Here is a 12,686-nt window from a genome sequence, read left to right on the forward strand (position 1 = left end):
CCTCGTCATCCGGCACGATGTCCCCGTGCCCACGAAGCCGAAGAAGCCGCCCATCGACAAGAGAGCGATCCGCGAGCGCCTCGAGTACGCACAGGCACGCGGCCTGCTCGTCAACGTCCGCCGGTGGATCCCTCGCTCCGACCGGATCGACGGCTTCGTCGTCACGATCGGCACGCACTGGGTGGTCCTCCAGAGGCTGTCCGACCGGGTCACGTTCGACGGGTGGACGCTGCTTCGGCTCAAGGACGTGCAGGCGGTGTCGATCGAGGTCGACGCCGACGCGTTCGAGATCAAGGCGCTCAAGGCTCGTGGACAGTGGCCGCCGGTCTCGCCTGACCTGGACGCGGACGACGTCGCCGACGCGATCAGGTCGGCCGCGCGCATGTCACCGCTGGTCACCGTGCACGACGAGTTCGCCCGCCCGGACGTGTGCTGGATCGGGGCGGTCCGCTCCGTCGGCTCTCGCAAGGTGCACCTCGTCGAGGTCTCGCCGCGAGCCCGGTGGGCGAAGGACAGGTCCCGGTTCGCGCTGGCCGACATCACGCGCCTGGACGTCGGCGCGGGGTACGAGGAGGCGCTCTACCTGGCCGCGGGCCCTGCGCCGGCCCGCGAGGCTGCCGGACGGACCGCCTGACTCAGGCTCGGGCGCGAACGGCGATCGCCTCCGCCTCGTGGGCGGCGATCCACTCGTCGGTGCGCTGCCACGAGTCGAACAGCCACTGCTCCTGGGCTTCGCGGTCGCGCGGGATCGCGGTGGGCGGCACGGACCAACCCTTCATCACGATCCGCTTGTCGACGGGCAGCGCGCGCCAGATGTCGTGCACGGTCACCAGGTCGTCGAGCCCGGTGTGCCCGACGAAGACGACGCCGGCTTGCGGGGCCTGCTCGAGCGCCGCCAGCATGCCGCCGGAGTGCGGGGCCATGACGTTGACCATCTGCTCGGCCTGGGCGGCGAGGTCGTCACGACCCTGTGAGCGCAGCGTCTCGATGCGGGCCAGGCGCCGGCGGGGCGTGACGTTGCCGCCTTCCGGGAAGATCAGCAGCGCGCTGTGCTCGTCAAGGTCGCGGGCCAGGCCGCCCACCGCGTCGGACTGACCGGGCGCCCCGTGCCGTCGCGCCTTGCGCGGGGTCACGAACTGCGTGGGCAGGCGGTTGAGCAGCACGTCGATGGCCGGGTCCCACTGCAGGGTGTCCTTGAGGACGATGCGGGGGCGGCGGTCGAACCAGTTGAGCAGGGCGTGGACCAGGATGAACGAGTCGCCAGGGCCGGCGTGGCGGCTCGCGACGACGATCGGGGTGCCGGTCAGGACGTTGCCCAGGTCGGCGTCGACCACGTCGATCTCGAGACGCAGCGTCCAGCGCACCTGCCAGAAGAAGAGCTGCAGCATGCGCCGCGCCAGCCGGTAGTGGGCGCGCTCGAAGGCGGGCCGCCGGATCCAGATCCCGAACCCCGAGCCGACCCACAGCCCGAACAGCGCCACCAGGCACGCGGCGTCCCAGATCACGTAGAAGCTGGCCATCCAGATGATGCGGACCAGGCGCAGCCTGCCGGGCAGGATCCAGGCCAGCAAGCCGCCGACGACGATCACGAGCATGGCCGTCGTCGGGATCAGGACCACCGCCAGCAGGACCATGGCGGGTGCGAGCACGAGCCGGCGCACCAGGCGCGGGGGCAGCCGCCAGGTCACCGCTCCTCCAGGTAGGCGGCCGTCGCAGCGTATGCGCGCTCGATCCGCGCCTTCGTCGCGTCCATGCGCTTGTAGGACCCGAGCTTCTCGTCGCCCTTCCCGGGGCCGCCGCTGGGCAGGACATGCACCGTCACACCGTCGGGCACGTCGGCCAGCTCGCGCGCGAACCGGTGCCGGCGCGCGATCTCGAAGCTCACGCGAGCCACCTCGGACGGCTTCTCCGGCGCGACCAGCGACTCCTCGATCCTGCCCACCTGCAGCACGTAGATCTGCGTCGCCCCGCGGCGCACGGCCTCGCCCAGCGGGATCGAGTTCACCATGCCGCCGTCGACGAAGTGCTCACCGTCGATCACCGTCGCGGGAAGCACGCCCGGCACGGACGACGACGCGAGCACCGCCGGGATGAGCGGCCCGGCGTCGAACCACCGCTCGGCGGCACGCTCGATGCTGGCCGCGGTCACCGCGAGCGGCAGGCGCAGCCCCTCGAACGTCGGCTCCTCGCCCAGCATCTCGACCAGCAGTGCGCGCAGCGGCGCCGGGTCGTTCAGGTGGGTGCGTGACTTGGCCAGCCGGTGCAGCTGCTTGGCCCACGAGTCGCCGTAGATGGCCGCGGCGGCCGGTGATGCCCAGGCCTCCATGAGCCGGTCGACGACGGCAGGGGTCGGGTCGTGCGCGATGGCAGCACCGTTGATCGCCCCGATGGACGTCCCGACGACGAGGTCCGGCACGATGCCCTCGTCGAACAGCGCACGCAGCATCCCCACCTGGACGGCGCCGCGCACACCGCCGCCTCCCAGCACGTACCCGACCTTCTCGTCCGCCACGGTGTCGATCGTGGCACGGGTGGCGGCCGAGTGGGTCGAGGAGCGGGTCGCGAGCCGTCAGGCGGGCTGCGACCGCGTTGCCGTGCTCGTCGTCGTGTCGTCGTCGGCCGCGCGACGGATCGCGGGCGTACCGCCGACCGCACGCTTGAGCACCGGCGCCAACGGCCGCTCGACGAGCCGGTGCACGAGCCAGGCCAGCCCGAGCATCCCGGCGATCGTCACGACCAGCACGACGTGCGGGTCCACGCCGCGGTCCGACAGCCACGTGATGACGTACCAGCCCAGGTGCTCGTGCAGCAGGTAGAAAGGGTAGGTCAGCAGGCCGGCGGTCGTCAGCCAGCGCCACCGCGCCCACCCCAACCAGCCGAGCGCCACCGCTCCCACCAGCAGGTACGACGCGGCGACGACGCCGATCACCACGATCCCCGAGCGCTGGATGTACATGTCGGTGCCGGGGTGCCACAGGTCGACGACCACCCGCCGCTGCCCCAGCGCGAAGCTCACCGCCACCAGCGCCCACAGCCCGGGGGTGCTGCCGAACCGGTGCACGAGGTACAGCGCCATGCCGCCGACGAAGAACGGGGCGTAGTCGGGCTGCAGGAGCTCGTCGAGCAGCGGCACGTCCATGCTGGTCACCAGCAGGCTCGCCACCAGCCACACCCAGCAGAACCGCAGCACCCTCGCGCGCGACGCACCCCCGCGCCACAGCACCGCGAGCGCGAACAGCACGTAGAACCAGGCCTCGACCCACAGCGTCCAGTCGACCCCCAGGATTCGCGGCGCCCCGGCGGGCACCTGCAGCAAGGTCAGGTTGACGAGGACGTCGTCAGCCCGGGGCGTCCCCGACACCTGAGGCCAGGCGACCATCGCGGCCACCAGCAGACCCAGCGCCACCCAGTACGCCGGGTAGACGCGGGCGACGCGCGACGCCGCGAACGCCCGCACGCTGCGCCCCCAGCCGCTCATGCAGATGACGAACCCGCTGATCAGGAAGAAGAGCTGGACGCCGATGGGCCCGTAGACGGCGACCGACGAGATGCGCGGGAACAGGTCGGACGGGTCCGCACCCCAGTGCTTGGTCATGTCCGACCGCGCCGTGTAGTGGTAGAAGCAGACCGCCAGCGCCGCGACGAGCCGCAGGCCGTCCAGCGCCCGCAACCGCGACCCGCGTGCGTTCGGTGCCGCCGTCGTGGGCAGGTCGCCCGCGGGCCCTGCGACCGGGTCCACGCGCGCCTCGTCGGTCGGCGCGGCGCTCTGGGTCGGCACGGTCTGGGTCATCCGCGGAAGTGTGGCAGCGCGGACGGAGGCCTCGGCATGCGGCGGGCAAGCGGTGGATGAACTCTGCGCCGCGACTGGCTGAACAGCCTCGGCGAGCCCCCCACACACAGTCCGCCCTCTCCGCGGTGAGTACCTGGTTGAGCGCGTCGTCGGGCCTGCACGGGACCGGCACCCCTCGCCGGCGGGAGAGAATGGTCCCGTGAGCGATCGTCTTCCCCGTGTCCGTGCGTCCGAGCTGGTGGGCCGCGGGTGGCTCAACACCGGGGGGCGCGACGTCACGCTCGCGGACCTGCGCGGCAAGATCGTGGTGCTCGACTTCTGGACGTTCTGCTGCATCAACTGCCTGCACGTCCTCGACGAGCTGCGCGAGCTGGAGGAGCAGCACCGCGACGTGCTCGTGATCGTCGGCGTCCACTCCCCCAAGTTCGCGCACGAGGCGGACCCCGTGGCGCTGGCTGCGGCCGTCGAGCGGTACGGGGTCGCGCACCCGGTGCTCGACGACCCCGAGCTCGTCACCTGGTCCGCGTACACCGCGCGGGCCTGGCCGACGCTCGTCGTGATCGACCCCGAGGGTTACGTCGTCGCGCAGATGGCCGGCGAGGGGCACCGGCACAACGTCGAGGTGCTGGTCAGCGAGCTGGTGGCCGAGCACGAGGCGAAGGGCACGCTGCACCGCGGCGACGGCCCGTACGTCCCGCCGGCACCGACGAGCGGCACGCTGCGCTTCCCGGCCAAGGCGATCGCGCTGCCGAACGGCAATCTGCTGGTCGCGGACGCGGGCCACCACACGCTCGCCGAGCTCGCGCCGGATGCCGAGACGCTTGTCCGCCGCATCGGCTCCGGCGAGCGCGGGCTCGTCGACGGCGGTCCCGACGACGCCCGCTTCAACGAACCCAACGGCCTGTGCCTGGTGCCCGACGAGCTTCGGACGTGGCTCGGCTACGACGTGCTCGTCGCCGACACCGTCAACCACGCGCTGCGCGGCGTCCGCCTGTCGGACGGCCACGTGACCACCGTCGCCGGCACGGGCGAGCAGTACATGGTCGGCGCGTCGGACAACGTGAGCGCTGCGGGTCCGCGCGGCCAGAAGCTGTCGTCTCCCTGGGACGTCGTGTGGTCGGCCGAGCTCGCAGCGTTCGTCGTCGCGATGGCCGGCAACCACACGCTGTGGGCGTTCGACGGCAAGCAGGGCTCGATCGATCACCTGGCCGGGACCATGAACGAGGGGCTGCTGGACGGCGCCGGCGCGGACGCCTGGTTCGCGCAGCCGTCCGGCCTCGCGGTGGCCGCCGACGGGCGCGTCTGGCTCGCCGACTCCGAGACGTCTGCGCTGCGCTGGCTGGACGCGCGGGACGTCACCGTCCACACCGCCGTCGGCGAGGGCTTGTTCGACTTCGGCCACCGCGACGGCCCGGCCGACGAGGCCCGGCTGCAGCACCCGCTCGGCGTCGCGGTCCTGCCCGATGGGTCGGTGGCGATCGCCGACACCTACAACGGCGCGGTCCGGCGGTACGCGGACGGTGAGGTCACGACGATCGCGTCGGGGCTGGCCGAGCCGAGCGGCTTCGTCGTCGTCCCCGACGGCCTCCTGGTGGTCGAGTCCGCCGCGCACCGCATCACGCGCGTCCCCCTGGCCGCGGGCGAGCGCGTCGACGGCGGCGCGCACCGCACGCAGCGCCCGGTCACCGACCTGGCGCCGGGCGAGGTCGCGCTCGACGTCGTCTTCACGCCCGCCTCCGGGCAGAAGTACGACGACCGCTACGGCCCGTCGACGCGGCTGCAGGTCTCGTCGACCCCGCCGGACCTGCTGCTCGACGGCGCCGGCGACGACGTCCCCCTCCTGCGCACGCTGCACCTGAACCCGCAGGTCAGCGAAGGTGTCCTGCACGTGACAGCGCACGCGGCGAGCTGCGACGACGACCCGTCGATCGAGTACCCGGCGTGCCACCTGAACGCCCAGGACTGGGGCGTGCCGGTGCGGGTGGTCGCGGGCGCGCCGACGAGCCTGACGCTGCCGCTGCACGGCTGAGCGCGCCCGGCTCGGCGGGCAGCGCTCAGGACGCCCCGACGACAGCCACGGCGGTCAGCGCCTCGAGCGCGGCCCGAACGGCTCCACCCTCGGCGGCGGTCGACGAGACGCCGATCTCCACCTGCCACGACCCGTGCTCGAGCGTCGTCGTCGACTGCGCCCCCTCGAGGTCGGCCGGGCTGCCACCGCGGGCGATGGCCGACGCCGTGTCGCCCCGCTTCATCAGCACCGCCCACGCCGACCCGCCGAGCGTCTCCGTCACGGCGGCGGCGAACGCGCACAATCGCGGGACCACGCCGGACTGCGCCGCGGCGATCGCCGCCGACCCGACCACGACGACGCGTTCCGCGGTCACCCCCGGATCGGCCGTCGGCGTCGCCACCTGCAGGCGGCGCGCCCGCGCACGCTTGGCCCGGTACTGCTCGACGTCCGCACGACGGAAGAGCTGGCGGGCCGACACCGGCCCGGAGACCGCCGTCGACGCGACGCCGTAGGAGATCGCCGCGCCGTGCGGCAGCGGGAACATGGCCAGCGTGCTGGACATCGTCTCGACCACCTCGGCCCGCCGACGACCGACGGTCACCAGCGCGAACTCGTCGCCGCCGATCCGCGCGGCCGTGGTCCCGGGAAGGGCGTCGGCCACGCGCCGCAGCACGTCCGCGACGGTGCGCAGCAGGTCGTCGCCGGCGTCGTGGCCCATCTGGTCGTTGACGCGCTTGAGCCCGTCCACGTCGCACATCACGATGCAGGTCTCGTCGCCCGACTCCAGCGCGCTCTCCGCGACGCTGTCCGCCACACGCCGGTTGGCCAGGCCCGTCAGCGGGTCGTCGGCGACCAGGTGGCGCACCTGGTCCTCGAGGTCCACGCGTGCGATGGCGCCGGCCGCGAGCGCCGCGAGAACCTCGGCGCGGGCCACGTCGTCGACGCTGAACAGGCCGCCGTCGCGCCTGCGGACGGCGTAGACCTGCCCCCAGACCGTCCCGTTGACGACGATCGGCGCCGCGAGCGCCGAACCCGCCCCGAGCTCGTCGAGCGTCGCGATCTCGACGGGGTCGCCGGCCTCGTGGTCGTCGGGCGTGACGGGCTCGCCGTTGATGTCGACCGCGTGCGCGACCCAGCTGGTGCGCTCGCGGATCAGGGCGCCCAGCGCCGGCCGGTCCTCGGCGCGGAACGACGACCGCACCACCCACAGGACCCGGGGGTCGGTCGGCATCGGCGTGATCTCGAGGATCCGGCACGTGTCCTGCTCGATCCGGCAGAACGCGACGCGCTGCGCGCCCAGGACGTCGACTCCCAGCCGGGTGGTCGTCGCCTGGACGTCCTCCAGCGTGCGGCACCGGTCCAGACCGTGGGCGGCGAGGGCGAGACCGCGCGCACCGACCAGCGCGGCGGCGGAACGTCGTCCCGCTCGCGCGCCCGGAGTCGCGGTACCTCGTCGTGTCACGCGCCCATCATCGTCCTTCGCGCCTCACCGCACGACCAGTTCGCCCCGCTTTTGGGACACGTCACCCGTACGCCCGCGTGTCGCCCGCGTGTCGGGGTGGGTTTCAGCCGACGGTCCTGCCGGCGTCCGAGGTCGCGCGGTGCAGGTCGCCCAGCTCACGGAACACCGCCTGGTTGAGCACGAACGCGGTCCGCGCCTCCTCGACGACCCGTGCGCGCTGCTCGTCGTCGAACGCCAGCGCGTCCAGGCGCTCGCGGTAGACGTCCTTGAACGGCTTGAGCTTGTGGATCTGCGGGAAGTCGTAGAAGGAGATGCCGTCCTGCTCGAACCCGTAGTGGCGCTGCATCATGCGCTTGATGATCTGGCCGCCCGAGAGGTCGCCGAGGTAGCGCGTGTAGGCGTGCGCGGCGTAGAGCGCGACGTCGTCCTGGCAGGCCTCGAGCCGCGCGACGTACGCGCGCGTCGCGGGCAGCACGACGAGCTGCTCGCGCCAGTCGGGACCGAGCAGGAACTGGAGGTCCGCCTCGATGGCGGGCACGCGCGTCAGCTCGTCGAACACCAGCGCGCTGTCCAGGCCGGCCGCCTTCAACCGCGCCCCCGCCTGCTCGAGCGCCGTGTAGAACGCGTGCTGCTGGACGGCGAGCGCCGCGTAGGCGGACCGGTCGAGCCGCCCGCCCATGAGCTGCTCGACGAAGCCGGAGCGTTCGGCGGTCTCGTGCTCGGCACGCGTGCCCTCGCGCAGGGCGACGGACAGCGGGACGACGGTGGCCTCGTCGGCCGGGCGGACGGCGGTGGCGGTCACGGGATCTCCTTGTGATGACGATGTGTCATGAACCCTACGTCATGAAGGTAAGGCTTGCCTACATCCGTTGCTGCATCCGCGTGCCCCGCCCGGAGGGAAGAAGGTACGTCAGCCGCCATCCGGGCCGCTGCACCACGGAAGGACGCACCATGCGCGCACGACTTCTGGCCGGCGCCGTCGCCGGCACCCTCGCCCTCGCCGGTCTCGCTGCCACGGCCGGGCCGGCCTCTGCGGCCGACGACGCCCAGCTCTCCGTCTTCCACGGCGTCCCCGGCCTCACCGTCGACGTCTACGTCAACGGCAAGCTCACGCTGGACGACTTCAAGCCGGGCAAGATGGCCGGGCCGCTCGACCTCTCCGCGGGCACGTACAAGGTCGCGATCACGGCGGCCGACGCGAAGGACGACAGCAAGCCCGCGATCGGCCCGGTGGACCTGAAGCTGGCAGCCGGCAAGAACTACACCGCCGTCGCGCACCTCGGCACCGACGGCAAGCCGACCGCCACGTTGTTCACCAACGACACGTCGACCACCAAGGCCGGCCAGGGTCGCATCACCGTCCGGCACGTCGCCAACGCCCCGGCCGTCGACGTGCTCGCCGGCAAGGACGCGGTGATCTCGGGTCTGGAGAACCCCGACGAGAAGGTGCTCGACCTGCCCGCCGGGACGGTCTCCGCGAGCGTCGTCGCCGCCGGGACGACGAAGCCCGCGCTCCTGGGCCCCGCCGACGTCAAGGTCACCGAGGGCACCAACACCATCCTGTACGCGTGGGGGGACGCGACCACTGACCCGTCGACGCTGGCGCTGGCCACGCAGATGATCACCGGCCTGCACGGCAACCCGAGCGGCGTCCAGGCCGGTGAGCTGGGGCTGGCGGCGGACCACCCCACGCCGGTCTGGCCGTTCGCGCTGGGCGCGCTCGCGCTCCTGGGTGTCGCGACGATGGCCGTCGTGCGGCGCCGCGTCACGCAGGAGGACTGAGGATGGGTCGACGGCGCGTCGCACCCGCCGTGATCGCGGGACTGCTCGCGGGACTGCTGGTCGGGCTCGTCGCGGCCTGCGCTCCCAGCAGGGCCGTCGAGCCCGACGCGCCGTCGTCGCCCCCTCACGCTGCCTCGCCCCGGCCGTCGCCGGACGTGACGAGCGCGGCGCCCGCACCCCGGGTGCCGGTCTACGACCCCACCGCACCGGCGCAGACCCCCTCCGCTGCGCCGGTGCGGCTGGTCGTACCGAGCCAGCACATCGACATGCGCGTCGTCCCAGTGGGCGTCGCCGACGACGGCTCGATGGGGCTGTCCGAGAACGCCTTCGAGGCCGGCTGGTACGAGTACGGCCCGGCGCCGGGCGACCCCGCGGGCAACGCAGTCCTGGCCGCGCACGTCGACTCGGTGCAGTCCGGCATCGGTCCCTTTGCCCGGCTGCGGGGCGTGAGTGTCGGCGCCCGTGTGGAGGTGACCGACGACGCCTCCGACGTGCACCGCTACCGCGTGGTGAGCGTGCACAAGATCCCCAAGGACGGCGCCCCGACGTCCTCGTGGTTCGACCGCGACGGCGCGCCGCGGCTGGTTCTCGTCACCTGCGGAGGCGAATGGAACGCGAAGACCCGACACTATGCAGACAACGTCGTCGTCACCGCCGAGCCGACAGGTGGGTGAGCGGTGCGCGCGCCGGTCGTCGCGCCGGGCCGCCAGGACGCGCGACGCGGACCCGAGGACGAGGAGTGCTGGGTGAGCCCGAGCGGACCTGAGCGGTCCCGCGCCGAGGCACGCCCGTCCGCGGCCGTCGACGACCGCGACGGCGACGGGGTCGACGAGCTCGGCACGCTGTTCGCGGCCGGCGACGAGCAGGCGATCCGCGAGGCCTACCGCCGCTGGTCGCCGCTCGTCCACACCATCGCGCTGCGCTCGCTGGGGACCGTGACCGACGCCGAGGAGGTCACACAGCTCGTCTTCGTCGACGCGTGGCGCAGCCGGTCGCGGTTCGACCCGTCACGCTCGCGCCTGCCGGCCTGGCTCATCGGGATCACCCGGCACGCGGTCGCCGACGCGCACGAGCGCCGCGCCCGGGACCGCCGCCTCGCCGCAGCGGCCGAGCCTCGCGCGGAGGTCGCACCCGCGGGCGACGACCGGATCGTCGACCGCGTCGTCGTGGCCGACGAGCTGTCCCGCCTCGACGACCCGCAGCGCACCATCCTGCGACTCGCGTTCTACGAAGATCTCACCCACGACCAGATCGCCACGAGGCTCGACCTGCCGCTCGGGACCGTGAAGAGTCACGTCCGGCGTAGTCTCGCCCGGCTGCGGACGCGATGGGAGGTGGACGGTGCCGTTCGATGAGCTGCACGTGAGCGACGACGTGCTGGCGCTGCTGGCGCTCGGCGAGCAGGCCGGCACCGATGCCGAGCGCGCCCACGTCGCCGGCTGCGCGCTGTGCACCGACGAGGTCGCCTCGCTCGCCGACGTCGTCGGGCTGGCCCGGGACGGCGACGCCGCGCTCGTCCCGCCGTCCGCCCAGGTGTGGGACCGCGTCGCCGCCGAGCTGGGCCTCGCGACGACGGGCGCTCCCGTCACCGAGACGGCCGCCACCCCCGAGCACACCCCGTCGCGCCTGGCAACCGACCCGGTCGTCCTCGTCCCGCGGCGGCGCCGGCCGCGATCGTGGGGCTGGATCGCCGGTGCGGCCGCGGCCGGCCTGGTGATCGGGGGAATTGGCGTCGGGTGGGCGCTGACGCGCGACGACCGCAGCGCGTCCGTCGTCGCGAGCGCGACGCTCGAGCCTCTGCCCGGCTGGGACGCCTCGGGGTCAGCAAAGGTGGAGACGCAGCGCGACGGCACGCGCGTGCTGGTCGTCGACGTCGACGAGGCCCACCTGGAGGACGGGTTCCGCGAGGTGTGGCTGCTGACTCCCGACGTGAAGGGCCTGGTCAGCATCGGGACGCTCGACGGCACGTCGGGCCGGTTCGACCTGCCGGCCGGCCTGGACCTGGACGAGTACTCCGTCGTCGACGTCTCGCAGGAGCCGTTCGACGGCAACCCGGCCCACTCGGGCGACTCGATCGTCCGCGGCGCGCTGCGCATCTGACGCGCCTGCGTCGTCGAATGGAACGCCTACGACGGCGGGGCGCCCCCGTGAGGGACGCCCCGCTTCTCGTCGTCCGGCCGACCGCTGGTGAGGCCGGCTGGTCGCCCGAAGGTCAGACCTGCTCGTTGGGCGGCACCTCACGGTGCTCGATGACCTCGCGGTGCGAGGTGTTGCTGCGCTGCGCGTTCATCACGACCGCCAGGATGAGGACCAGGACGCCGGCGCCGATGCAGATGTAGCCGATCATCGACAGGTCGACTGCGTCGACCGAGTCGCTGACGGCGAACGCCAGGATCGCGCCGATCACGATGAGGAGGATCCCACCACCGATTCCCATGCGAACTCCTTCTCGTCGGGCCGCGCGCGGGGGGTCGCACCGGCTCCCGACGAATCCTGACGCCCCGCCCGCCATCCCGCACCCCGAACGCCCCACCTCCCCCGTTCGGCCGCGCCTCGTCGGCCCGAACCTGCCATCACGCACGTCAACCGGCCGAATGGCGCCAGCGAGGGCAGGTTCGGCGCCCTCAGCGGCGACCGGCGGCGATGGCAGCCCGCAACGAGGCCACCATCTGGCTCGGGCGGTTCACGTCCCTCGCGGTGAACCGCCGCAGGTCGACGAGCCCGCTCGCCAGCATCCTGTTCTGCCGCTCGCGGTCCTCGAACAGGGCGGCCGGGGAGCTGTGGGGCTCGCGCCCGTCGATCTCGGCCAGGAGCCAACGGTCCCCACGCAACCGCCACCCGAGATCGCCCCGAGCCAGGAACCGCCCGTGCGTGTCCTTGATCGTGACCTGGAGCTCGTCGGGAGCGATCCCCCCATCGACGCAGGCCAGTCGCGCCCGCGTCTCGAGCGGCGAGTCCGACCTCCTGTCGACCAGATCCCACCACGGCTCGACCCGCCGGCACCCACGGCGTCCAACGAGTGCGGTCCGGACCCGGGCGACGCCCGGATCGTCGAGCTGCCGCGCGCGCAGTGCAGCGTCCAGGATCGAGATCGCGGTGTCACGGTCGAGGTCCGGAAGCGCCTGGACCAGGGCGGACTCGACGGTCGCTATGCGTCGCGCTCCGAGCGTCCTCGTCGCGAACCCGTCGAAGTGCCGCACCGCGATACCGGCACGCGGGCGCCGCGCTGTGCCGTCGAGGGCCACCTGAGGCTGGATACGGAGGGGAAGCCCTTTCACGCCGTGCAGGGCAAGGGCGCTGGTGCCGACGGCGACCGCCCGGACGCCGTACGCAAGCATGCCGAACCACGCGGATCGGCACCGCTGCCGGTCGAGGCCGAGGGTCACCCCCGGCATGACGTCGTACACACCCGTCGTGAGGCGCGACCACTCCCCGGTCCGTACGAGCCGCGCCCGCATTCCCCCCGTGACGCCCCACGCGTCGCACTGCGCCGCCGACACCAGCCCCTCCTGGCACGTGGCCGCGGTCAGCAGCTCGACGGGAACGGGTCCAGAGGGGCGCGACATGAGGCCATCCCAGCCGCTCCACCCGCCGAGCGGACGCCGATCACCCGATCTGTGGACAAAGCCGGACAACGCCAC

At 73.1% G+C, this 12,686-nt stretch carries 13 protein-coding genes; 6 read left to right on the forward strand and 7 right to left on the reverse strand.

All coding sequences use genetic code 11. The annotated features are described in order from the left end of the window. Positions 1-25 precede the first annotated feature (25 nt). On the forward strand, positions 26-634 hold the full coding sequence (locus IC607_RS03765) for a hypothetical protein (RefSeq protein ID WP_191785629.1): 609 nt from the start codon (positions 26-28) through the stop codon (positions 632-634). 1 nt (position 635) lies between these two features. Here the strand turns inward: IC607_RS03765 and IC607_RS03770 are convergent, their stop codons facing one another. Genes IC607_RS03770 through IC607_RS03780 form a run of 3 tightly spaced genes read right to left on the reverse strand, consistent with a single transcriptional unit; the run spans position 636 to position 3,790 of the window. Continuing rightward, positions 636-1,688 (reverse strand): 1-acyl-sn-glycerol-3-phosphate acyltransferase, encoded by a 1,053-nt coding sequence (locus tag IC607_RS03770; RefSeq protein ID WP_370525987.1) that lies wholly within the window; start codon positions 1,686-1,688, stop codon positions 636-638. Continuing rightward, complete coding sequence (locus IC607_RS03775; RefSeq protein WP_191785630.1) at positions 1,685-2,512, reverse strand: patatin-like phospholipase family protein; 828 nt, start codon at positions 2,510-2,512, stop codon at positions 1,685-1,687. Before IC607_RS03775 ends, IC607_RS03770 begins: the two co-directional genes overlap by 4 nt. Positions 2,513-2,569: 57 nt before the next feature. Continuing rightward, positions 2,570-3,790, reverse strand: coding sequence for an acyltransferase (locus IC607_RS03780; RefSeq protein WP_191785631.1), 1,221 nt, complete (start codon positions 3,788-3,790; stop codon positions 2,570-2,572). 199 nt (positions 3,791-3,989) lie between these two features. Between IC607_RS03780 and IC607_RS03785 the strand changes: the two genes are divergently transcribed. After that, positions 3,990-5,819 (forward strand): NHL domain-containing thioredoxin family protein, encoded by a 1,830-nt coding sequence (locus tag IC607_RS03785; protein WP_191785632.1) that lies wholly within the window; start codon positions 3,990-3,992, stop codon positions 5,817-5,819. Positions 5,820-5,844: 25 nt separating this feature from the next. Here IC607_RS03785 and IC607_RS03790 read toward each other — a convergent pair whose 3' ends face one another. Both IC607_RS03790 and IC607_RS03795 read right to left on the reverse strand, forming a co-directional pair. Beyond that, the gene (locus IC607_RS03790; RefSeq protein WP_191785633.1) at positions 5,845-7,263 is read right to left on the reverse strand and encodes a sensor domain-containing diguanylate cyclase; all 1,419 of its coding nucleotides are present in this window, start codon (positions 7,261-7,263) and stop codon (positions 5,845-5,847) included. 103 nt (positions 7,264-7,366) lie between these two features. Further along, complete coding sequence (locus tag IC607_RS03795; RefSeq protein WP_191785634.1) at positions 7,367-8,065, reverse strand: biliverdin-producing heme oxygenase; 699 nt, start codon at positions 8,063-8,065, stop codon at positions 7,367-7,369. A gap of 149 nt (positions 8,066-8,214) precedes the next feature. Here IC607_RS03795 and IC607_RS03800 point away from each other — a divergent pair, with 149 nt between their 5' ends. The 4 genes from IC607_RS03800 to IC607_RS03815 all read left to right on the forward strand — a co-directional run bounded on the left by IC607_RS03800 (position 8,215) and on the right by IC607_RS03815 (position 11,145). After that, entirely contained in the window at positions 8,215-9,045 is an 831-nt protein-coding gene (locus tag IC607_RS03800; RefSeq protein ID WP_191785635.1) for a DUF4397 domain-containing protein, read from the forward strand. 2 nt (positions 9,046-9,047) lie between these two features. Beyond that, a complete protein-coding gene (locus tag IC607_RS03805) occupies positions 9,048-9,719 on the forward strand; it encodes a class F sortase (protein WP_191785636.1) in 672 nt (223 codons plus the stop codon). A 72-nt stretch (positions 9,720-9,791) separates the two neighbouring features. Continuing rightward, complete coding sequence (locus tag IC607_RS03810) at positions 9,792-10,400, forward strand: sigma-70 family RNA polymerase sigma factor (RefSeq protein ID WP_191785637.1); 609 nt, start codon at positions 9,792-9,794, stop codon at positions 10,398-10,400. A 7-nt stretch (positions 10,401-10,407) separates the two neighbouring features. Continuing rightward, positions 10,408-11,145 carry an anti-sigma factor gene (locus IC607_RS03815; protein ID WP_370525988.1) on the forward strand — a complete coding sequence of 246 codons (738 nt, stop codon included), beginning with the start codon at positions 10,408-10,410 and terminating at the stop codon, positions 11,143-11,145. 112 nt (positions 11,146-11,257) lie between these two features. On the opposite strand, the gene IC607_RS03820 is transcribed toward IC607_RS03815, so the two are convergent. Both IC607_RS03820 and IC607_RS03825 read right to left on the reverse strand, forming a co-directional pair. Then, positions 11,258-11,482: a DUF6458 family protein gene (locus tag IC607_RS03820; RefSeq protein ID WP_191785639.1), complete on the reverse strand. Its 225-nt coding sequence runs from the start codon at positions 11,480-11,482 to the stop codon at positions 11,258-11,260. A gap of 187 nt (positions 11,483-11,669) precedes the next feature. Next, the gene (locus tag IC607_RS03825) at positions 11,670-12,611 is read right to left on the reverse strand and encodes a hypothetical protein (RefSeq protein WP_225224312.1); all 942 of its coding nucleotides are present in this window, start codon (positions 12,609-12,611) and stop codon (positions 11,670-11,672) included. Between the last annotated feature and the right edge of the window lie 75 nt (positions 12,612-12,686).

The sequence above is a fragment of the Cellulomonas sp. JH27-2 genome, assembly GCF_014837175.1.
Classification (GTDB): Bacteria; Actinomycetota; Actinomycetes; order Actinomycetales; family Cellulomonadaceae; genus Cellulomonas.